This window comes from Empedobacter sp. UBA5528 (assembly GCF_002426075.1).
GTDB classification, from domain to species: domain Bacteria; phylum Bacteroidota; class Bacteroidia; order Flavobacteriales; family Weeksellaceae; genus Empedobacter; species Empedobacter falsenii_B.
Window position 1 is genome coordinate 36066 of record NZ_DINY01000054.1, and the last position, 22804, is coordinate 58869.

Annotated in this window: 21 protein-coding genes; 9 read left to right on the forward strand and 12 right to left on the reverse strand. The window is 30.7% G+C overall.

Annotation, left to right across the window (positions count from 1 at the left end):
- Genes B4L98_RS11935 through B4L98_RS11945 form a run of 3 tightly spaced genes read left to right on the forward strand, consistent with a single transcriptional unit; the run spans position 1 to position 5492 of the window.
- Positions 1–3342: a SusC/RagA family TonB-linked outer membrane protein gene (locus tag B4L98_RS11935; RefSeq protein WP_286494865.1), complete on the forward strand. Its 3342-nt coding sequence runs from the start codon at positions 1–3 to the stop codon at positions 3340–3342.
- A gap of 12 nt (positions 3343–3354) precedes the next feature.
- A complete protein-coding gene (locus tag B4L98_RS11940) occupies positions 3355–4674 on the forward strand; it encodes a RagB/SusD family nutrient uptake outer membrane protein (protein WP_221856182.1) in 1320 nt (439 codons plus the stop codon).
- 56 nt (positions 4675–4730) lie between these two features.
- Positions 4731–5492 carry a LytR/AlgR family response regulator transcription factor gene (locus tag B4L98_RS11945; protein WP_286494864.1) on the forward strand — a complete coding sequence of 254 codons (762 nt, stop codon included), beginning with the start codon at positions 4731–4733 and terminating at the stop codon, positions 5490–5492.
- Between the two features lie 120 nt (positions 5493–5612).
- Here the strand turns inward: B4L98_RS11945 and B4L98_RS11950 are convergent, their stop codons facing one another.
- From B4L98_RS11950 to B4L98_RS11960, 3 genes are all read right to left on the reverse strand, one after another.
- Positions 5613–5876 carry a hypothetical protein gene (locus B4L98_RS11950; RefSeq protein WP_125349508.1) on the reverse strand — a complete coding sequence of 88 codons (264 nt, stop codon included), beginning with the start codon at positions 5874–5876 and terminating at the stop codon, positions 5613–5615.
- On the reverse strand, positions 5864–6958 hold the full coding sequence (locus B4L98_RS11955) for a hypothetical protein (protein ID WP_221856186.1): 1095 nt from the start codon (positions 6956–6958) through the stop codon (positions 5864–5866). Before B4L98_RS11955 ends, B4L98_RS11950 begins: the two co-directional genes overlap by 13 nt.
- A 121-nt stretch (positions 6959–7079) precedes the next feature.
- Positions 7080–7919: an aldo/keto reductase gene (locus B4L98_RS11960; RefSeq protein WP_286494862.1), complete on the reverse strand. Its 840-nt coding sequence runs from the start codon at positions 7917–7919 to the stop codon at positions 7080–7082.
- Positions 7920–8087: 168 nt separating this feature from the next.
- Here B4L98_RS11960 and B4L98_RS11965 point away from each other — a divergent pair, with 168 nt between their 5' ends.
- Together B4L98_RS11965 and B4L98_RS11970 are read left to right on the forward strand one after the other, a co-directional pair.
- Positions 8088–8390, forward strand: a complete 303-nt coding sequence (locus tag B4L98_RS11965) for a hypothetical protein (RefSeq protein ID WP_221856190.1) — start codon at positions 8088–8090, stop codon at positions 8388–8390.
- Positions 8391–8396: 6 nt separating this feature from the next.
- A complete protein-coding gene (locus B4L98_RS11970) occupies positions 8397–8891 on the forward strand; it encodes a hypothetical protein (RefSeq protein WP_286494861.1) in 495 nt (164 codons plus the stop codon).
- On the opposite strand, the gene B4L98_RS11975 is transcribed toward B4L98_RS11970, so the two are convergent.
- Both B4L98_RS11975 and B4L98_RS11980 read right to left on the reverse strand, forming a co-directional pair.
- The gene (locus tag B4L98_RS11975) at positions 8878–10029 is read right to left on the reverse strand and encodes an FAD-dependent monooxygenase (RefSeq protein ID WP_286494860.1); all 1152 of its coding nucleotides are present in this window, start codon (positions 10027–10029) and stop codon (positions 8878–8880) included. The two genes, B4L98_RS11970 and B4L98_RS11975, sit on opposite strands and share 14 nt — an antisense overlap.
- Positions 10030–10125: 96 nt before the next feature.
- The gene (locus tag B4L98_RS11980; RefSeq protein WP_038334410.1) at positions 10126–11508 is read right to left on the reverse strand and encodes a dipeptidase; all 1383 of its coding nucleotides are present in this window, start codon (positions 11506–11508) and stop codon (positions 10126–10128) included.
- Positions 11509–11619: 111 nt separating this feature from the next.
- Here B4L98_RS11980 and B4L98_RS11985 point away from each other — a divergent pair, with 111 nt between their 5' ends.
- Positions 11620–11934, forward strand: a complete 315-nt coding sequence (locus tag B4L98_RS11985) for a DUF4286 family protein (protein ID WP_284583689.1) — start codon at positions 11620–11622, stop codon at positions 11932–11934.
- Between the two features lie 31 nt (positions 11935–11965).
- Here B4L98_RS11985 and B4L98_RS11990 read toward each other — a convergent pair whose 3' ends face one another.
- The 5 genes from B4L98_RS11990 to B4L98_RS14725 form a co-directional block, all read right to left on the reverse strand.
- Positions 11966–12523 (reverse strand): hypothetical protein, encoded by a 558-nt coding sequence (locus tag B4L98_RS11990; protein WP_291048342.1) that lies wholly within the window; start codon positions 12521–12523, stop codon positions 11966–11968.
- Between the two features lie 288 nt (positions 12524–12811).
- Positions 12812–14095 (reverse strand): glutamate-1-semialdehyde 2,1-aminomutase, encoded by a 1284-nt coding sequence (gene hemL / locus B4L98_RS11995; protein WP_125349521.1) that lies wholly within the window; start codon positions 14093–14095, stop codon positions 12812–12814.
- Between the two features lie 62 nt (positions 14096–14157).
- A complete protein-coding gene (locus B4L98_RS12000; RefSeq protein ID WP_219034629.1) occupies positions 14158–17604 on the reverse strand; it encodes an ATP-dependent helicase in 3447 nt (1148 codons plus the stop codon).
- A gap of 180 nt (positions 17605–17784) precedes the next feature.
- Positions 17785–17889: a hypothetical protein gene (locus B4L98_RS14720; RefSeq protein ID WP_409450540.1), complete on the reverse strand. Its 105-nt coding sequence runs from the start codon at positions 17887–17889 to the stop codon at positions 17785–17787.
- Between the two features lie 9 nt (positions 17890–17898).
- Positions 17899–18120 (reverse strand): hypothetical protein, encoded by a 222-nt coding sequence (locus B4L98_RS14725; protein WP_371875736.1) that lies wholly within the window; start codon positions 18118–18120, stop codon positions 17899–17901.
- A 112-nt stretch (positions 18121–18232) separates the two neighbouring features.
- Here B4L98_RS14725 and B4L98_RS12005 point away from each other — a divergent pair, with 112 nt between their 5' ends.
- Together B4L98_RS12005 and B4L98_RS12010 are read left to right on the forward strand one after the other, a co-directional pair.
- Positions 18233–18766, forward strand: a complete 534-nt coding sequence (locus B4L98_RS12005) for a hypothetical protein (RefSeq protein ID WP_291048334.1) — start codon at positions 18233–18235, stop codon at positions 18764–18766.
- 37 nt (positions 18767–18803) lie between these two features.
- Positions 18804–19769 carry a D-2-hydroxyacid dehydrogenase family protein gene (locus B4L98_RS12010; protein WP_221854490.1) on the forward strand — a complete coding sequence of 322 codons (966 nt, stop codon included), beginning with the start codon at positions 18804–18806 and terminating at the stop codon, positions 19767–19769.
- A 28-nt stretch (positions 19770–19797) separates the two neighbouring features.
- Here B4L98_RS12010 and B4L98_RS12015 read toward each other — a convergent pair whose 3' ends face one another.
- Both B4L98_RS12015 and ligA read right to left on the reverse strand, forming a co-directional pair.
- Positions 19798–20355, reverse strand: a complete 558-nt coding sequence (locus B4L98_RS12015) for a hypothetical protein (protein ID WP_291048330.1) — start codon at positions 20353–20355, stop codon at positions 19798–19800.
- Positions 20355–22349: an NAD-dependent DNA ligase LigA gene (gene ligA / locus B4L98_RS12020; RefSeq protein ID WP_291048327.1), complete on the reverse strand. Its 1995-nt coding sequence runs from the start codon at positions 22347–22349 to the stop codon at positions 20355–20357. The genes B4L98_RS12015 and ligA overlap by 1 nt, the downstream gene beginning before the upstream one ends.
- A gap of 120 nt (positions 22350–22469) precedes the next feature.
- On the opposite strand from ligA, the gene B4L98_RS12025 reads away from it, so the two are divergent.
- Positions 22470–22724: a hypothetical protein gene (locus tag B4L98_RS12025; protein ID WP_038334370.1), complete on the forward strand. Its 255-nt coding sequence runs from the start codon at positions 22470–22472 to the stop codon at positions 22722–22724.
- Positions 22725–22804: the final 80 nt, after the last annotated feature.

The following is a 22804-nucleotide window of genomic DNA, read 5'->3' on the forward strand; positions in this document are numbered from 1 at the left end:
ATGAAAAAGACACTCATTCTTTTGCCACTTTTTGCGGCAAGTATTGCGTTTTCTCAAGAAAAGAGAGTGATTACAGGTTCGGTTCAAGACGAAAAATCGTTGGTTGGAATTGCTGGTGCGTCTGTTAAAATTGAAGCTCAATCAATTTCGACAAAAACAGATCAAAAAGGAATTATAGAAAGTGTAACGGTTGGTACTGTTACAGATGAAGATGGTTTCTTTTCATTAGAAGTACCTGCAGGTACAAAATCTGTATTAATTAGTTATTTAGGTTACGATTCTAAATTAGTTGAACTTTCTACAGATTTATCAACATATCATGTAAGCTTAAAATCAACTTTAGGTGAAGTTCTTCCAGAAAATAATGATTTAAAAGAAGTTGTTGTTACAGGTTATCAAAAAATTGAAAAACGGAAACTAACATCGGCAGTATCAACTGTAAAAATGGATGATATTCAACAAGCTGGTGTTGCTAGTGTTGATCAATTGTTAAGCGGACAAATTGCTGGTGTAGCTGTTTCTACAGAAACTGGTTCGCCTGGTTCACCAAGTAAAATTAGAATTCGTGGTACGGCTTCTCTTTCTGGTCCACAAGATCCGTTATGGGTGATTGATGGTTTACCATTAGAAGGAAATGATGTGCCAAACTTTAACGATAAAGATAACATCGATCAATTGCAAAACTTTTCTATCGCTGGATTAAATCCAAACGATATCGAAGATATTACAATCCTTAAAGATGCTGCTGCAACAGCTATTTATGGTGCAAGAGCTGCAAATGGTGTAATTTCGATTACAACAAAACGCGGTAAAAAAGGCGCTATGACGGTTAATTTTTCTGCGAATACATTTGTAACAGCTCGTCCAGATTTTGGTCGTTTAAATTTACTAAATGCTTCTCAGAAAGTTGATCTTGAATTAATGCTTGCTAGTCGCGATGATTTAACGTATCGTACTGATAAAGGCGAAGTAATGCGAATTTTGCAAAAGAATGGTCAATTAAATGCTTTACGAAATGGAGGTTTTAATTCTTTAGATCTTATCACGCAAAATCAAATTAATTCTTTACGAAATAACACAACCGATTGGGGAAAATTATTGTATCGTAATGCAATTAATACACAATACGGTTTGAGTATTTCAGGAGGAAATGATCGTTCTGATTATTACTTCTCATTAGGATATTATGATGAGCAAGGAACAACGATCGGAACAGGTTTTGAACGTTATAATCTTACTTTAAAAAACAATTATAAACTTAACGATAAATTAGATGTAGGGATTTCTATTTTTGCAACTTCAAGTGATAAAAAATCTTTTGTAACAGATGCAGATGCGTCTATCAATCCGATTAATTATTCACGAAATGCGAATCCATATTTATCTCCATTCAATGCAGATGGTTCTTATCGTTATGACAACGATATTGATGGATTTGAAGATCGTTCTGTTCCATTCAATTTTATCGAAGAAAGAGAAAACACAAATTATACATTAAAAAACCGTTCGTTAAAAGGTATTATTGATCTTAATTATCAATTAGCAAAAGGTTTAAAATTAACATCTCAATTCGGAATTCAGTACGATAGTAACAAAACAGAAAAATACGCTGAGCAAGAAACTTATTTTACGCGTAAAATGAAAGAAGGAACGCGTTATTATAAATCTGGACAATATTTGTATTTCTTACCTGACGGAGGAGTTAAACAAAATTGGGATAACGAATTTTTTCAATATAACTGGAAGTTACAAGGAACATATAGTACTACGATTAACAATCGTCACGAAATTGATTTGATGGCTGGGACAGAAATTCGTCATACACAAAACGAAACGACTTTAACACGTGCTTTTGGTTACAATAAAACGACGAAAACAGGAACGCCAATCGTTTTCCCAAATTCAAGTTTTGCAGCAGAAAAACGTTACGAAACGTATAGAGAAATGCCAACGGAAGAAAATGCTTATGTATCTACATTTGCAACCGCTTCGTATACATTAGACAGAAAATATACAGTTTTTGGTAGTGTTCGTTATGATGGTACAAATTTATTCGGTGTTAATAAAAAATATAAATACTTACCAATTTGGGCAGTTTCTGCTTCTTGGTTAGTTTCAAAAGAATCGTTTATGGAGAACATCGATTTTATTTCGAATCTTCGTTTACGCGCTTCTTATGGTTTACAAGGAAATATTGATCGTAATACTTCACCTTTCTTTATTGGTGAATATAATGATGCAACAATTTTACCAGGTAATAAAGAAGATATTATCAATGCGATTAATTTACCAAATGATTTGTTGCGTTGGGAAAAAACAACGAATACAAATGTTGGGTTAGATTTAGGTCTTTTCAAAAATCGTATCAACCTTGCTGTTGATGTTTACAATCGTAAAGGAACAGATATGATTAGTATGCGCGAAACACCATTAGAAACAGGTTTTGAATATACAATGGTGAATTGGGGAGAATTAACAAACAAAGGTTTCGAGATTGCTTTAACAACTCGCAACATTGATAAGAAAAACTTTAAATGGTCGACAACAATTAATTTTGCGCACAACAAAAGTAAAGTTCTTAAAGAGCAACAACGTGAAAATAGTTTAATTCCATCTCGTGAAGGTTTACCTGTAAATGCAATTTTTGCTTTAAAAACAGCTGGATTTGACGAATACGGAAATCCAATGTTTTGGAAAGGAGATGAAAAAGTTTCTGCAAAAGAATTCTTTGCTTTATATGACTTATACGAAGATTTTTTACCAGGAGAAATTGTGGATTCTAAATTAACAAGCGAAGAAAAACGTAAATTATTTACTTATATCGGAGATCGCGATCCTAAATTTACAGGAGGTATTATCAATAATTTCAAAATTCACAATTTTGATTTAACGATTTCTGCAGCATTCAATTTAAAACAAACGGTGATGAAAACACCTTCTTATCGTGGAATGGAATTGGATCCAGGTCGTAATTATACGCAAGATATTTTCGAGGCAGGTTCTACACTTCCAGGAATTACAAGTCCAATTAAAGGAGATAACGATAGTTGGATGGCGAACAAATGGTTTGCAGGAAACAATGCAAACGCGTACAATTTATTAGACATTTGGGCGAAAGAAATTAGTTATATGCGAATCAGTAGTATTCGTCTTGGTTATACTTTACCAAACAAATATGTTGAGGTTGTCGGTTTCAAAAGCGCTCGTTTTAGCTTAGAAGGACGTAATTTATTTGTATTTAGTAATGGATACAAAGGTTATTTTGATCCAGAAACTTACGGAAATATTTATGCACAACCAATTGCTAAATCTGTAACAGTAGGACTTAATGTTTCTTTCTAAATTTTAAATCAAATGAAAAAAATATTTTTATTATTAAGCATAGTTGCAGTTAGCTTTACAGCAGTTAGTTGTGACAATTACTTGGATATTGAACCAGATGGAAAAGTGATTCCAAAAACGGTAGAAGATTACCGTATGGTTTTAACGAATTCTTATTCAAAATATCCAACACACAAGTCGTTGACAGCTTTACGTACGGATGAGGTTACATTGAATGAATACTCAAATGACTTTATTTCGTACCGAGAAATTGCACAATGGAAGGATACAAATCCAGATCAAATATCAATTCAATTTCCTTGGGTTAGTTTTTATACGGTGATTTTTTATGCCAATCAAATCATCAACGAAGGACCAAAAACAATGGAAAACTCTGCTGAAAAAGATCAATTATTAGCAGAAGCTTATGCGTTACGTGCGTATGCGTATTTTGATTTGGTGAATTTATACGGAAAACCATATAATTCAGCAACAGCAAGTACAGACAAAGGTGTTCCTCTAAATTTAAAAGTAGATTTAGAAGCAACGCTTAAACCATCATCTGTTCAAGAAGTTTATAATCATATTGAGTCTGATTTATTGCAAGCGACAAAGTTGATGAAAATGAATCAGCAATTAGCTGGATTAAATTATAGATTCTCGAATGCAGCTTTAAAAGCTTTAGAAGCAAGAATCGCTTTGTATAAAAATGAATGGCAAAAAGCAATTGATTTTTCTGATTCTACATTAAAAATCAAAGGTGATTTAGTGAATCTGAACACAACAAAACAAGTTCCAAATCATTATACATCTGCCGAATCTATTTTAGCTTTAGACAATACATTGAATCCTGCAATTCAGTATATGTCATATGCTTCACCAGAACTGTTAAGTAGTTATGATACAGAAAATGATCTACGTTTTCCGCTTTATTTTGAGAAAAGTGGATCAAAATATAAAGTTATCAAAGGTGGAAATTCAGAGTTCAAAACGTCTTTCCGCGTAGCTGAATTATATTTTATCAAAGCTGAATCATATTTGAAATTAAATAAGTTAGATCAAGCAAAAGCAACTTTATTTTCAGTTTTACAAAATCGTTATACAGCAACTGGTTTTGCAAAATTACAAACAGAAATTTCTGCGATGAATTCTACTGAATTGATGAAGTTTATTTTAGATGAACGTTTTAGAGAATTTGCGTTAGAAGGACAACGTTGGTACGATTTACGTCGAGCAAATCAAAAACAAATTATACATCAAATTTCAGGTAAAGAGTATATTTTACAAGAAAATGATGTTCGTTATACAATAGAAATTCCACAAGCAGCTAAGCTCAATAATCCTCATTTATAACATTTTTAGACCGTCTTTATTCATCATTTAGACGGTTTTTTTATACTTTTGCATTCATGAAAATTGCAATTGTAGAGGACGAATTATTGGCGGTTACTTATCTAAAAAATCTGTTAGAGGAGCAATCGATTGTTGATATTTCTTCAATTACAATTTTGCGCTCAACAAAGCAAGCAACGGAGTTTTTTAGAGATAATTCGGTTGATTTAATCTTCATGGATATTCATTTGGGTGATGGGAAAAGTTTCGAGATTTTTCAGGAAGTTGAGATTCTAACGCCAATTATTTTTATCACTGCTTATGATGAATATGCGATGAAAGTTTTCAAGCATTTTACGATAGATTATATTCTGAAACCCTTTGAAGTAGAGGAGTTGCATATTGCATTGCAAAAATTCAAGACTATTCGAACTAGTTTTGATATTTCACCAACATTACAATCGATAGCTGTTTTAGAAAATTCACCGTCCGAGATTATGCATCGTTTTTTGGTAACGAATGGTAACAAATTACGTTCGGTAGAAGAACACGAAATTGCTTATTTTTTTGCTTCGGGAAAACATCTTTTTATAAAAACGAAAGATGAACAAACCTATATTTATGATGATACAATAAAGGATATTATAAATAAATTGGATGAAACTATTTTCTTCAAAATCAATCGAAAATTTATTGTTCACATTGATGCAATTACTGAAATAATAAGATATTCAAGTCAAAAAATTGAAATCCATCTTCAACCAAAATCCGAAGCTGAACAAGCTATTTTTATTAGTAAAACACAGATTAATGCTTGGATGGATTGGATGAATAGGTAAAAAAAATCTCACATTTGTGAGATTTTAATTAACTTATAATGTTACTTTTTATTAAAATCGTCATTTCTAGTGAAATTCTTTTAGAATTTTGTATCGAGAAAAAGATTTTAAAATATTAGTTTATAAATTCTCTAACATCAAGATAATTTCACTTTCGATACGTTGCATCATTTCAGGCAAAATTTCGATTTGATGTTTTACATTTTCGATGGTATTGTACGTCAATTCTCCCGTGTTCAAATTCAAATTATATTCAATTTGTCCTTCCCACGAATTACTCGATTCATAAAATGAAACCATTTCAAAAGGCAATCTTGGCAAAATTTCGCCAAAATGTTCTTCTAATTTGATTCGATTTTCTTGATTAATTGTTAGTTTTTCCATGATCTAATAATCATTGCATTAGCAGAAGTTTCGTAGAAAATAATCGCTAATAATTGTAAAAATTCAGCATGATTTAGCTTTCCAGCAACTACTTCTTCAATATCTGCTTCGTAATATTCTTCAATTGTTTTGGTCATCAAGGCCTTAAAATTCTCTAACGGAATATTTTGATCTTTCAATTCATTTAATAAATAATTATTCGAAGCTAAAAAATCAGGACGAGTTCCGAAAATAGGAGACTTACGAATATTTAACGCATTATGAAAAGTTTGCGAAATCAAAACGCCACGTTCCAATTCTTCGAATTCCCAACCTTTACGAACTCTTCTTGGATTATTTTCATAGAAAATATGGTTGTGAAAAGCGTGAATATGTTTCGCAATATCCGTGTTGGTATGTAAATAAAGAAACTGCAAAATCGAACTAAACAAATGATTTGCGTTCAGATTCGCTGGATAATACGTGTACAATAATGGATAATGAAACAATGTTGTGTACAACGGTGAAAAACTATCAATAATGTTTAGATTCAATACATTTATTCCTTCAAAATCTACTTTCTGATTCGTTTGATAATAATTAATTCCAGCCAAATAAATATCCTCATAACTCAATTCAAACTGATTAAGATACGCTCCAATTTGTTTGAAAAATGATGTATTTAAGTTATGATTTGTAACTAATTTATATTGTTTATTTTCAAATTCTTTAATAAAATCTAACTTAAACTCTGACTTTAAATTATCATTGATAACTTTATCAAAATCAAATGATTTATTTCTAATTACATTGACATAAATTTCGTTGTATGTATAAATAATTTGCTTTATTGGTTCTGTATCCAAAGCTTCAAACGGATTGATGTCAGCATTTGGCGTAGCATACAACGTAAACAAACGACGAAATTCTTGTTGAATCTTTTCTTCTTCCGCAAACATATTCATCAATTGATTGGTGTTCGCAGCAATAATACTTTCACCTAAAAAAAATAAAATACCAGCTTTCAAATCTTCATCAAAACCACATCTTTCAAGGGTTTGATCAAAATAAGTTTTGAATGGATTTTCAGGATTTTGGCTCATATCGAATAATTTTTTTTATCATTTAAAAAGTAAAAGTATTGATTTTTTGAAGATTTAAAACGAAAAAACCTCTGCAAAACAGAGGTTTTTAAAATTTATTTTAGTGAATTTGTTTAACTTGTTAAAATTCAACCATTGAAGGATTCAATCCAGAAAAACCATCAGCTGGCATTTCATCTATCGCTTTTACATCTTCTACACTTAATTTAAAATTATTTGAAGTTAAATTCGCTTCAATATTTTTTTCTGAAGAGGAGCGAGGAAGTGGTAAAATTTCTTTCGCCAAACAATAATTAATACAAATCTGACCAACTGAAACATTGTATTTATCAGCCAAAGAAACAATTAATTCGTTCTCCAAAATTCTTCCAGAACCTAGCGGACTCCATGCTTCAACTAACAAATCGTTTTGTCTACAAAAATCGACTAATTCTGGTTGCGAATGTCCTGGATGAATCTCAATTTGATTAACCATTGGTTTGATTTCAGCCGTTTCAAATAAAGCTTCCAAATGATTGATATTGAAATTACTCACACCAATCGCTTTTGCTTTTCCAGATTTGTAAATTTCCTCAAAAGCTTGCCAAGTTCCAGCATTCAATTCTGCCCAAGTATCAGGAAATTGCGTTTCATTTGCTGGCCAATGAATCAAATATAAATCCAAATAATCTGTCTGTAAATCAGCTAAAGTTTGCTCAAATGCAGCCATTGCTTTTTCGTATCCACGCTCAGAATTCCAACATTTAGATGTAATGAATAATTTACTACGATCTACATTTTCAGCTTTCAAAACTGTTCCAATTTCTTTTTCATTTTTGTAGATTGCTGCCGTGTCAATATGTGTATATCCTTTTGTTAATGCAATTTTTAGAGGTTCTATAACTTTTTCACCTTCCAATAACCATGTTCCAAATCCAATTGCAGGAATTTCGATCCCGTTTGATAGTTTAAAGTTTTCCATTTTTTCAATATTTTTATATTCAAATTTATCTCAAAACAACCAATTTCAATAATTAGTAGACGTTAATTCTTATGTTAAAACTCATTTATAGAAATCTTAAATTTAATTGTTTGTTAATAAAATAGTTCTATATTTATTCTCGAAAAGTGATAGGAAAAAATATTAAAAATGACACAATTTACAGGTACGATTGAGGATTTTATGAATACACATGAAGAATTTATTAATGCTTTGATTCTTAGAAAAATTAATCAACAAGTTGTATTAGATAAGAAAGATGCAGAAGATATTCAGCAAAATGAATTTATTCAACAAAAATTAGATGATTTAAAAGAACATATGACTGATTTGTTTGAAAATGAATTTGGTGATTGGGAAATTACAATGGATTTAGAATCTTTTGAACAAGAATTTGATAAACATTTTCAGATTTCGAAGCAAGAATTAGAAGATAATGTGCTGTTGAAGTAGGTGATTATGGAAGAAAAACAGATTTTACATGTTGATTTCGCAACTTTGAGACAATCGTATATAGAAGTCAAAAATTTTCTAGAAAAAACAACAAAAGAAAAAGTTGAAAATGTTGATGTTCTGATTGAGAAAGATTTATTTTTATCAGGATTAGATAATGAATCACTTTTGATAGCGTTTATAGAAAAATATGATATTGATTTTTCTAAATTTGATTATTCAAAACATTTTTTGTCAGAAGGAGAATTAGCGAATGGATTCCAAGTTGTCTTAAATATAGTTTTTCTTCCGTTATATTTTCTATTTTGGTTGATAAAAGAATTTACTTTTGATTTGATTGACTTAAATAAATATTTGATTAAGATTGTGAAATTATTTTCAACTAATCAAAGAGAAACTCGTGATATGAGTTTTGGAGATTTGTTAACTTCTTATGTCAACAAGAAATATACGTTAAGAAACACTACAAAATTCGTTTTGCATAATCCTAAACTCTCATAAAATCTTCTTCCAACAAGTCTTCTAAAGGACTTTGCATCAAAGATTGTGGTAAATTTCGGAAAGCAAAATTTCGTATATTCATCAAAAATTTATTGTCGACTTGAGCAACTTTTCCAGCCAAACGAGAAGTATCGATAATATAATGTGTTCGTTTCAAACGACGTAAATTATAATGTTCAAAAGCTAACAAAATATCAGTATCTTTTTTGATTAGTTCATCATACAAAACACAAACATCTTCAACAGCCATGCATGCGCCTTGCCCCATGTTTGGTGTGGTTGCATGTGCTGCATCTCCAATTAACAATACACGATTAAATGCATAATTATTAATCGGTTTTATATCCATAATTGGCGTAGCAATGATGCTTTCTGGATTCGTTTTTTGTAAAGTATTTCTGATTTGTCCCGAATAATCTTTGAACTGATTTTTAATATCACTTAAAGCGTAGTTGTAAACTTCAGAATTTAGTTTTGTATTGACACAAGCATACCAATAAATTTGATGATTGATTAATGGCGTCAAACCAAATCGACCATTTGGTCCCCATGTTTCGATGCTCTTTTTTGAATTGTAAGATTTATCCTCTACAATAGCACGCCAACAAATATAGCCTGCATAACGAGGTGTTGAATGTTTTAACAATTGTTGACGAATTGTAGAATTTATCCCATCAGCACCAATTAAATAATCACCTTCTGTAGAAGTTCCATCTTCAAAATGAAGGACAACTTTCTCAAAACTTTGTTCAAAGAATTTTATTTTTTTTGACGTTTTAATTTTATTCGAATCAATTTTCGAGACTAAATAATGATGTAAATCTGCACGATGAATGGCAAAATTTTCGTTGTTGTAATTTTTTCTTAATCGTTCTGTGTCCGCTTTCAGAATTGTTTTTTCTTTCCAATCTTGAATTTCAAAATCTTCTAACATATGCCCCAAAGGCGCAACCTCTTCTGCTAAACCTAGAATTTCAAATGCTTTCATTGCATTAGAAGCCAAACCAAAACCAGCCCCAATTCCTCGAACCTCTGGAGAAGCCTCGAAAATTTCGTAGTTATAATTTAAATCTTGCAAAGCTTTTGCTAAAGTTAAACCCGCAATTCCTGCACCCGCAATTAAGAATTTTTTACTCATTGATAAAAATAAAGTTCAAAATTAATCATTCTACTATAAACCAAAAAGAAAAGCGAATCAATTTGATTCGCTTTTTAGAAGTTATTTTGTCGAAAATTATTGTTCGTTAAAATATTTGTAGAAATATGGAATAGTTTCGATTCCTTTGTAGAAATTGAATAAACCATAATGTTCGTTTGGAGAGTGGATAACGTCAGAGTTTAATCCGAATCCCATTAAAACAGATTTTGTTCCTAATTCTTCTTCGAATAAAGCAACAATTGGAATAGATCCACCAGCTCTTTCGGCTAACGCTTCTTTTTCAAAAGTTTCAGCTAACGCTTTTTTAGCAGCGATAAAACCTGGGTGATTAGTTGGTAAAATATAAGGTTTACCTCCATGATGTGGTTTTACTTTAACTTCTACAGAAGAAGGCGCTAAAGTTGGGAAATAATCTGCAAATTGTTTTGTTACAACTTCTGGATCTTGTCCAGGAACCAAACGCATTGAAATTTTAGCATACGCATGAGAAGGAATAACTGTTTTAGCACCTTCGCCAATATATCCTCCCCAAATTCCGTTTACATCTAAAGTAGGACGAATAGAAGCTCTTTCGATTGTAGAAAAACCTTCTTCTCCTTGGATATCAGCAATACCAATAGATTTCTTGTATTCTTCTACATCAAATGGAATTTTAGCTAAATCAGCTCTTTCGTCTTCTGTTAATTCAAGAATTGGTTCATAGAAACCTGGAATTGTAATGTGACCTTTTTCATTGATTAATTTTCCAATCATTGTTGCTAAAACATTAATCGGATTAGGAACAGCTCCACCATAAACACCAGAGTGCATATCGCGATTAGCTCCTTTTACCTCAACTTCTACATAAGATAAACCACGTAAACCAACAGAAATAGAAGGTTGTTCGTTTGAAATCATAGAAGTATCAGAAATCAAAATCACATCATTTTTTAATTTCTCTTTATTGTTTTTAACGAAATTTACTAATGAAGGAGAACCAACTTCTTCTTCACCTTCGATCATAAATTTAACGTTACAAGGTAATTCGTTTGATTTGTTTAAAGCCTCAAAAGCTTTAACGTGCATAAACATTTGACCTTTATCATCAGCAGAACCACGAGCAAAAATTGCTCCGTCAGGATGAATTTCTGTCTTTTTGATTACTGGCTCGTATGGTCCAGATTCCCATAATTCTAAAGGATCAGCTGGTTGTACATCGTAATGTCCGTAAACTAAAACAGTAGGTTTTGAAGCGTCAACTATTTTTTCTCCGTAAACAACAGGAAAACCTTCTGTTTCGCATACTTCAACATTATCAGCACCTGCTTCTTTTAAATATTTTGCAACCATCTCGGCAGCATCATTTACGTCTTGTGTGTAGGCTGGATCAGCACTAACTGAAGGAATTTTAAGTAATTCGATTAATTCATCAAGAAAACGTTGTTTATTCTCTTGTATAAATTGTTGCGTATTGTTCATTTTTGTTTGTTATGAATAATAGGTAAATTTAAAAATAAAATCTTGATTAGACTTTCTTTTTCAAGAAAAATATAATGCGAAAACCTTTGTATCTTTGCAAAAAATTAGAGAATGATATTATATAATACAACTTTTATTGTTGAACAAGAAGTGCATGATGATTGGTTTGCGTGGATTCAGAAAGAGCATATTAATGATTATTTGAAATCAAATTGTTTTATCGGTGCTCGTTTAGGAAAAATAACTTCTCATATAGAACCTGGGGCGGTTTCTTATTCTTTGCAATTATTTGTGAATGATGAATTGACTTTAGATAAATTCAAGAATAATTTTTTATCAGAAATTAAACAAAAAAGTTTGCAAAAATACGCGACTAAAGTACTAAGTTTCGAAAGTGAAATGGAACATATAGGGGATTATAATTAAACAAAAGCTCGAGAAAATTCTCGAGCTTTTTTTATATTCTTTTTTGAAAAATAACTTCAATATTCAATTCAATCCATTGTTTGGTGCTAAAATCATAATATGACTTTGTAATATTTGTAGATAGACGATTGTAGTCTATAATTTTTAAATTTTCAATAGAAACATTTTTTTTATTTTCCTTGTTACCAGTATAGTTGCTTTCTGTATAACTACTATCTTTTATAACCATTACTTTATCCGATAATGTTGTAGATGTTACAAATCCATATTTTACAAAATCTGCATAACCGCTTGGTATACTTGGATAATCATAATTTATTAATGTTAGAGGAAAATTAAAGGAGATTAATTTTACTTTAGGTCTAACTTCTAAAAAGTTCTCTTGTTTATTAAGAATTTCAATTTCATCCAACAAATTAGTTGATGTTTTTTTATCATTGTTTAAATCAACTGGGATATTAGCTTTATAGGACACAATATTATAAGTCTCAACTACATCTTCTTCCGAAAAACCATCATCATCTTTACATCCAAAATTAATAAGAATTATACTAGATGCAAGTAGTAGTTTAAAGTAATTTGTAATCATATCATTATGAATTTTAGTAAATATAATAATTTCATTGATTTGTATAGTTATCAATTTTTGATTTATGTTTTTTTGACTTTAGTTGAATTATTTCAGAATTGGTTTCGATTTAGATAAAAATACCTATTACGATATTTTACTTCCGAAAAATTATAATTCAAACAAAGCGTTTGTTATTAAAATGGGCAAATCACCTGATAAAACAGAAAAATTGATGGACGCAAAAATGTAGTTCCAAAATAGAATAAAAAAATGCAGTAGTTTTTCTACTGCATTTTTTGTTTATGTTTAACCTTCGAAGCTTCTTACAGCGTCTAATGTTTTATTAATTTCAGCATCTTTAATTGCATCAGAAATAAACCAAGTTTCGTATCCAGAAGGAGCAATGTAAACTTCGTTCGTTAATAAATGATGGAAAAATTTGTTGAATCTTTCGTGGTTACATTTGGTCACATCTGTAAAGTTTTTAATTTCCGTTTGCTCTGTAAAGAAAACAGACATCATCGACCCTAAACGATTGATATGATTTGGAATTCCTTTTTCTGCAAAGATTTTAGAAATTTCAACATCTAAAGTTTCTGTAGCGTTATCAATTCTATTGAATAATGCTCTATCATTATTGATAATATTCAATGTTGTGATACCAGCACGCATAGCAATTGGATTTCCTGATAATGTTCCCGCTTGATAAACAGGGCCAAGAGGAGCAAGGTGATTCATGATTTCGCGACGAGCAGCAAAAGCACCAACAGGGAAACCTCCGCCAATTACTTTACCAAATGTTACAATATCTGCATTGATGTTTAAACGTTCTTGAGAACCTCCCATCGCTTGACGGAAACCTGTCATTACTTCATCAAAAATTAATAAAGCTCCATTTTCATCACAAATTTGTCTTAATCCTTCTAAGAAACCTTTTTCTGGAACAATACATCCCATGTTTCCTGCAATTGGCTCAACAATAATAGCTGCAATTTCGTCTTTATTTTGTTCGAATAAAGCTTTTACATCTTCCAAATTATTGTATTCTGCCAACAACGTATCTTTTGCAGTTCCTTGTGTTACACCCGGAGAATTTGGATTTCCGAAAGTTGCAGCACCAGAACCAGCTTTAATCAAAAATGAATCTGAATGTCCATGGTAACAACCTTCAAACTTTACAATTTTATCACGATTTGTATAACCTCTTGCCAAACGAATTGACGACATACAAGCTTCTGTACCTGAGTTCACCATACGAACCATATCGATGTTTGGAACTACAGAAGTAATTAATTTTGCAATTTCAGTTTCCAATTCAGTTGGTGTACCAAAAGAAAAACCATTTTTCATCTGCTCAACAGTCGCATTCAAAACACGCGGATCTGTGTGTCCAATAATCATTGGTCCCCAAGAATTGATGTAATCTACGTAAGCACGTCCATCTTCATCATAAATATAAGCACCTTCGGCTTTTTTGATAAAAATTGGCGTTCCTCCAACAGATTTAAATGCACGAACAGGAGAATTTACACCTCCTGGAATATATTCTTGCGCGTCTTTGAATAATGCGCTACTTCTTTGATACAACATAATTTTACAAAAATAGTTGCACAAATTTACTGAATCTTAAATGAATTATGAAGTGATTTTGATTAGATTATAAGTTTATGTGAAGATTTATTTTCTAAATACTCAATTAATGTTTTAATCAATTGATTTTCTTTCAAAATCGTTTGATTTCCAATCAAAAATAATTGCTCTTTTGCACGTGTTAACGCCACATTTAGTTTTCGGTCAACATTTCCTTGGTCATTCATATTCACCAACGCATTCAATTGTGAATAATATGTTACCGCAAAACTATACAAAATAATATCGCGCTGACTTCCTTGATAACGCTCAACTGTATCAACCGTTATTTGCTCGTAATTAGGAATATTTGCTAATTCTAATTTTTGTTTAATCAAGGCAATTTGATTACGGAAAGGCGCAATAATTCCAATTGTTTTCTTTGCATCAAATTCTTTTTTATTGATTTCGTATAAATGAATAATTTCTTGTACAAATTTCACAATCAAATCGGCTTCTTGCTCATTCGTTGAAGGCAAATAAGGATTTTCGTCCACATTGATAAACGCAAAACGATGATTCGTAATAAAGTTTTGTAAATCATTTGATTGATTATGATTTTCAAAATGTAAATCTGCACGTTGGCGATGTAAACTTTGCTTAATCTCTTCATTCAAATTTGGAATATCATAGGCAACATTTAATTTTCCATCATAAAAATAATTGTTCGGAAAATCTGCAATTTCAGCATGCATTCTTCCTTGATAAGTCAATTGGTCAAATGAATTTTCGTTATTATTACGCTCACAAAATTCATACAAACGTTCGAAAATTGAGTTTTTACGATTGATTAAACCAATATTTTCTAATAATTCGTTGTTCGTTTTTGCTAATTCAGGATTTTGCAAAACAATTGCAGGCAACTGTTTGTGATCACCAATCATGATAAAACGTTCTGCTTTTGGTAGAATTCCAACAATTTGTGGTTCTAAAATTTGTGAAGCTTCATCAATAATAATTGTATCAAATTTCTTTAATTTCAGAATATCATTTTTACTCGAAATTGAAGCAACCGTCGAAACAAAAATGCGTTGTTTACGAATAATATCTTGAATTGTTTTTCTCGAAAATTTTTCTCCTTTTTGCTCTAAATCAACATCTTTTTGCTCGATAATTTTATTCAATAAATTAGGATGAAATTCAGGAGAAGTAGATAATTCATTCCCAATTCTGATGAACTTTTGTTCAATTTGATCAGAAATAGCCGAATTTATCGATTCACATAATTCATCAACCGCACGATTTGTATACGCCAAAAGCAAAATATTACAATCTTGTTTCTCGTAGATTTCTTTCACCAATTCTTTGATGATAATCGATGTTTTTCCTGTTCCTGGAGGTCCATTCAACAAGAAATAATCTTTAGAAGAAAGCGCTTTTTTCAAGATTCGATTTTGTTCATCCGAAAGATTTGAGTTAAAATACGCATAATCCATTTGATTTCTTGGAATAGATTGCGTTAAAATCAAATCTTTTTTTGCTTTAGAAGAATGAATTAATCCATACAGATTTCGGTACATCGAAACAAAAGAAGAATCCATAAAATCGCGTTCCAAAGCCCATTTTCCTGATGAATCAAACGAATCAAAAAAGCGTGTGTTGGGCTGCTGATAACGAAAACGCAACACAATAAATTCTCTCGAAATACTTTTGATGGTACATTTAAAAACCTGATTTGTTAAAACCGAATCTTTGAAATTATTTCTTGGATAAAGAATGCAAATATCACCTTCGCGAATCGAAATAAAATCATTCGCAGGATTAGTTCTTTTTAACTTGATTTCACGTTTTGGATCAGAAATATGATTTTCTACAATTTCTAAATCATAAATAATCTCGAAATTATTATTTTTTTCTTCGAAAGTATTCAGCCACAAACTCGCCAAACCGTTGTTAGAAGTTGATTGTCCCAAACCAAGTTTCGCCATATATTGCTCTTTCGCAATGAAATTCGTAAACGAATAAAAATAAGCTTTTTCTAACGGTGAACTATTTTTGATCGGATAGATAAATTTATCCAACTGTTCTTCTAAAATTTCTTTGAAACGAGGATTAATTTTTCGTTTGATAAAATTGGCAGGTTTAATCGAATAAATAGTTGATTCAATATCGGTTAATGCATGATTTGCTAACCGATTTTCATTGATAATTATTCGATTTCGTAAATCAAAAATACGTTGAACTCGCGCTAAAGTTGGCACATCAAAACGTAAATTTCCTTGATATACTTTCGAATAGAAGATATAACCTTCGGTGTTTTTTGTGACATCTTTAAACTCTAAATCATATAAAACACCAATAATTTGGTAATATAAAAAGAGCTGCGTCGCATGATTTGGCTTGACACTTTTTCCATCATCAGGAAAAGGTGCACCACCAGATTTCAGCTCGATAATTTTATTTTTTCCTTCGGGATTAATGTCTAATAAATCTAAACGACCCTGAATACCATATTGTTCGCACAAAAATGAAGGCTCTATTAATGCACGATCCAACGAAATATCATATTGAGGAAAATCCTCGGTCAACACTTTTTGAATACGGTCAAAATGACCTTTTGCTTCCAGATAATAATCTTTCAAGTCTTGTGGATTCGTCAAATCGTTGCAAGCCGTATATTCTAATGGATAATTTTTGAAATCATTCTTGAAAATCTCATTAAAATCTGTGTTTTCAATGTTTTCTGTTGAAAAATGATCGACTACTGAATTGGCAAAATTTCCTAAACGAATGTGTTTACTATTTGGCGATTCTTCAAATTTTTTCTGAATATAATGCAATTCAGAAGTTCCATAATCCTGAAAACATTCAGCAATTGCCGAAATATCAACCAAATAATCTGGTTCGAGAATGATAAAACGTGGATGATAAATTCCTTCTTCATCAATCGTCGAATTGACTAAATTTAATTGTGCACCAACCCAAAAATCCTCAACAGAAGTAAAGTTTTCATTTACGCCATCCTCATCAATTTGAACTGTAATATTTTCTTCTGTTTCATTATCTTCATGATCGCAAATCAAACAATCTCGTTTGATTTCAATCACTTGAACACGCAATTTTTTAACCCGATTTCGAGTAAGAATTTTGTTTGTATAAAATTCTTTTTCAGGAAAATAGTAGATAATTTCTGCTGGAATCATTACTTCATAAATCGAAGAAATAAAATCTGCAACATATTTATAATGTGTAAAATATTCGTGTTCTGTCGGTTCGTATTTCTCGCTCAGAATTCGTTGAGCCGTTTTACGAAAGGAATGAATTTTAGTGGAAACTTGGTATTGATTACAGATAAAAGATAGCTTCGAGAAAAAGTTAGAAAACTGTAAAGCTTCGTTTTTTGTCAACTCAAATGCAATATTTTCAACCAAACGTTTTAAATCTAAATATTTAAAATTGATTGGTTTATTGGCAAGTTGAATTTGTAAAACTTCATTTAGCAGTTGATTTCCTATTTCTTCTCGATTCACGGCGATTAATTTGGTGTAAAATTAAGACTAAATATTGTATTAAAAAGACGTTTAATCCCACGTTTTCCAATCATCACTTGTAAACAACCATTTTGGAGTTTTAATTTTACCTTGTTGTAATTTATACCAAGGATTTAATTTTTTATTCATCGGATAATTAAGAATTTGAATTTTTTCAAATTATTTAATTCTCAAAGGTGAAACAATGACAGCAAATCCATCAGGATCTAAGAAAGAAATTCCGTTATCATTCCAATATGGATTTTTAGATTTTATTGGTTTGATATGATGAAATTATAAACGCTCAATAATTTTTTCATATTCTTGTTGTGTTGTTGGATAAAATACCAAACAATTGTCTTCATCAAAGTGATGATTTATATTTTCGTGAGTTGTTGTAAATTTTAGATGCCAGTTTAAATCTGGTTTTCCAATAAAAATACCATCATATCCATTATGATTTTGAAACTCTCCAAGAATTTCAAAATTTAAAACTTTAGTATAGAATTTTTTTATTTAGTTGATTTGATTGGTATGACGAGCGACTCAAAATTGCATAAAATTCACTATTATTATTGATTGAAAATTAGTTTATTTTATTGAATTTTATGGAAATAATTTTAGTACAATGAAGAAAACTCTTTTATTAATTTCGTTTATTATTTTTAGTTTATTTAATGTATTTGCTCAAAAACAAAAAGATTCTAAAAGTTCTGAAGTTATTATTTCAAAAGATTTTAAAAATAAATTAGATCCAATTAAATCAAATTTTAATCGAATTAATTCGATTAAAATTTGGACAAAAATAAAAGAAATTGAAACTGATGATTCTACCGAAGGTGGTTTTATTAATTATTATTTTTTGAACGATAAATTAGAAAAAATTGTGGTTCGAAAATTTGGAAAATCAGGTCAATATTTAGCCGAATATTATTTGTTAAATGATAAATTGTCTTTTGTTTTTGAACAAGGTACAACTTATAATTTTCCTTTATATTGGAAAGGATTTGATGATAAAAAATCGAAAATTGAAGAATTTCGTTATTATTTTGAAGATAGAAAATTGATTCATTTTATAGGAAAATCTAAAAATTACAAAACTGAAAGTAAAGATACTTTGGACGAATTTGATGAGATAATTAAGAAAGAGAAAAGTAATTAGATAAATCAAAATAACTACATTTATTAAAAATTAAACAATGAAAATTGCCATATTAGATGATTATCAAAATGCTGTACCGTATTTGAAATGTTTTGATTTAATAAAAGATTATGATGTTAAGGTTTTAAATCGTTCATATACAAATACAAAGGATTTAGCAAAAGAAATTGAGGATGTTCAAATTTTAGTTTTGATAAGAGAACGTACGAAAATAAATGAAGAATTATTATCCCTTTTACCAAATTTGAAATTAATTAGTCAAACAGGCAAAATTTCAAATCATTTAGATTTAGCCGCTTGTACAAGTAGTGGAGTTGCTGTGTCAGAAGGAATTGGTTCTCCTATTGCTCCAGCCGAATTAACTTGGATGTTGATAATGAATGCAACTCGAAAAATACCTCAAGCTATCGAAGCGATGAAAAAAGGCGAGTGGCAGACTAATATTGGTTCTACAATAAATGGTAAAACAATTGGAATTTGGGGATATGGAAAAATAGGACAGATGATTGCACAATATGCAAAAGCTTTTGGAACGAAAGTGCAAGTTTGGGGAAGTGAAAATTCTCGTCAAAAAGCATTGGAGGATGGTTTTCAAGCAAGTAATTCTAAAGAAGATTTTTTCTCTACAAGCGATGTTGTTACACTTCATATTCGATTAAATGAGCAAACAAAAGGTATTGTGAAATTTGAAGATTTGAAATTAATGAAACATGATGCAATTATTGTAAATACTTCTAGAGCTGAACTAATTAAGAAAAATGATTTAAGTAAAGCTTTAAGTCAAAATACACCAACTTATGCTGCTTTAGATGTATATAACTCTGAACCAATTTATGATAAAAATAATGAATTTCTAACGAATCCGAATGTAATTTGTACGCCGCATTTGGGTTACGTTGAAGAAAATAGTTACGAATTATATTTCTCAAAAGCTTTTGAAAATGTTGTGAATTATATTGAAGGAAATCCAATCAATATTGCAAATCTTGAAGTTTTAGATTAATAAAAAATCCGTCAATTGACGGATTTTTTTAATACACTTCTTCTTTTTTGAAGAAAACTGTGTCATTTCCTTTTCTAAATTTCAGTTCCGAATATCGAATCGTATAATCATCGGACATTCCATAAGTTTCTAAAATAAAATTATCCTTAAAACGATAATTTCTATTGGTTTTATGTTTTGCATTTGAACCTAATTCTTCTTTCAAACTCAATATTACTGGAGAAATTTTGAATCGAGGATCAGTTTCTATTCGATTAATAATGGTATTGACATCGGCAGAATCCATAATCAAAACTGTTTCTTGTTTCATGTTTTTAATTCCAGAAATAACTGTCGAAACAATTTTTAAATTTCCTTTAAACCCAATTCCAGCTTGGTGTAAATCGGTTTTCAAATCATCATTAGAATACATTTGACTTCTGTAACCATATTTCACCATCGGAATCATCACAATAAAAAATATCGCAAGCGAAACTATCATTGCAGCTTTGTTGTAGCCTGCCATTCTCAATCCATAATATATAAATGGAATCAAAATCAATAATACAATTCCGAATATAATGACAGCAATTAATCCTGATTCCATTAGCCGTTAATCATATTTAAAAATTCGTCCTCGGTCAACACGACAACTGTTCCAATTTCTTCTGCTTTTTTCAATTTACTTCCAGCTTTATCGCCAGCAACCAAAAAATTTAAGTTTTTAGAAACTGCAGAAATATTTTTTCCACCATGATCTTCCACCATTTTTTGTGCATCAGTTCGATTGAATTTAGTCAAAGTTCCTGTAAACAAAAACGTTTTGCCTTCCAAAGAATCTGACAAAGGTTTTGCTTCTTCACCAATCTCGAAATTCAACCCGTAATCACGTAAACGTTGAATCAAAATTTGATGCTGTTCTTCTTTAAAATATTCCTTAATCGAAATTGCAATTTTTTCTCCAACATCCGTTACAGAAACTAATTCTTCCATTGTTGCATTCATCAAACGATCAATAGTTTGAAAATGTTTAACCAATTTTTTTGCAACCGTTTCACCTACATGACGAATTCCAATTGCGTACAACACCTTTTCGAAAGGTTGCTCTTTAGATTTTTCGACAGAATTAATAATATTTTGAGCAGATTTTTCAGCCATTCTTTCCAGAGGCAAAATATCTTCTTTTTGTAAAGTATAAAAATCAGCAATGTTATTAAGCAAATTTGCTTTGTGTAGCAAAACAGCTGTTTCACCACCAATACTCTCAATATCCATTGCTTTTCGAGAAACAAAATGCTCTAATTTTCCAATTATTTGAGGTTCGCAACCATTTTCATTTGGACAATAATGCTGTGCTTCGCCATCGTTACGAATTAATTCTGTTCCGCAAGAAGGACAATTTTTAATAAATTCGATTTCTTCCGTTCCAGGTTTGCGAACATCAGTATTAACACCAACAATTTTCGGAATAATTTCGCCGCCTTTTTCCACATAAACCATATCACCAATGCGGATATCCAACTTTTTAATAATATCTTCGTTGTGGACAGAAGCACGTTTTACGATTGTTCCAGCCAAAGAAATAGGTGCAAGATTTGCAACAGGCGTAATCGCTCCAGTACGACCAACTTGATAATCGATGCTCAATAATTCGGTTTCGGCAGCTTCAGCTTTAAATTTATACGCCATTGCCCAACGTGGAGATTTCGCAGTATAACCTAATTCATCTTGTTGCGAAAAAGAATTTACTTTGATCACAATTCCGTCCGTTTCGTAAGGTAAATTTTTACGTTCGATATCCCAATGATCTACAAAAGCTAAAACTTCTTCCAAAGAAGTACATAATTTTGATGTATGCGGAATCTTAAAACCTAATTCATCAGCGGCTTGTAGCATTTCCCATTGTGTAGAATAAGGTAAATTATTTCCGATAAAATAATATGGGAAACATTGTAAACCGCGTTTCGCAACTTCTGTATTATCTTGTAATTTTAATGATCCAGAAGCGGTATTTCGAGGATTTGCATACAATTCTAAACCATTATTAGCGCGTTCTTCATTAATTGAAGCGAATTTATTGAGCGGAATTGTAATTTCGCCACGCATATAAAAACGTTCAGGATAATTTCCTTTCAATTTCAATGGAACAGATTGTATAGTACGTATATTATTCGTGATTTCATCACCTTGTGTTCCATCTCCACGCGTTACAGCCTGCGTCAATTCTCCATTTTCATACAAAATAGAAATCGAAGCGCCATCATATTTCAATTCGCAAACAAATTCTACTTTTTCACCTAACGTTTTCTCAATTCGTTTTTCCCAATCTTGTAAATCTTCAATTGAATATGAATTGTCTAACGAATACATTCTAAATTCGTGTGTAATCGTCGGAAAATTTTTTGTAACCATTCCACCAACGCGTTGTGTAGGGGAATTAACATCAAAAAAGATAGGATTTTCGTCTTCTAATCGTTTTAATTCTTTCAATTTCAAATCAAATTCGAAATCAGAAATTGTCGGATTATCTAAAACGTAATAATTATAATTATGCTGAGTAAGCTCTTCTCGAAGCGCTAAAATTTTGTCTTGTATTTCCATTCTAAAAATGTTACCGAACAAAGATAAACACTTGAATTAATACGAACAATTTTTAAAATAATTTGGAATGATTTATATTTAGGAATATTTATTGCAACGTTTATTGAAAAATAATCAACTATGAATAATTTATTAGAAGTTTTGGACACAAAATCAAAAGGTTTTGAAAATACAGTTTCTATCGTAACAACTGGAGCAGCAGCAGGAATTGCAATTTCGAAAGCAATTAATAAGAACGAAAAAATTGGAGCTGTTGTTGGAGTAGGAGTAGGCTTGCTGGTTTATGCAATGTTTAGTCCTCAAAACAAATTGGAAAAAGAGAATAAAAAATTGGAAAAGCAAATAGAAGAGTTTGAAGCTAAATTGGAAAAATAATCTGTTTTTATTTGTAAGTATTTTAACTTATTTGGTGAGTTTAATTTTGCCTGTTCACTTATTAAGTATTGATTTTATTG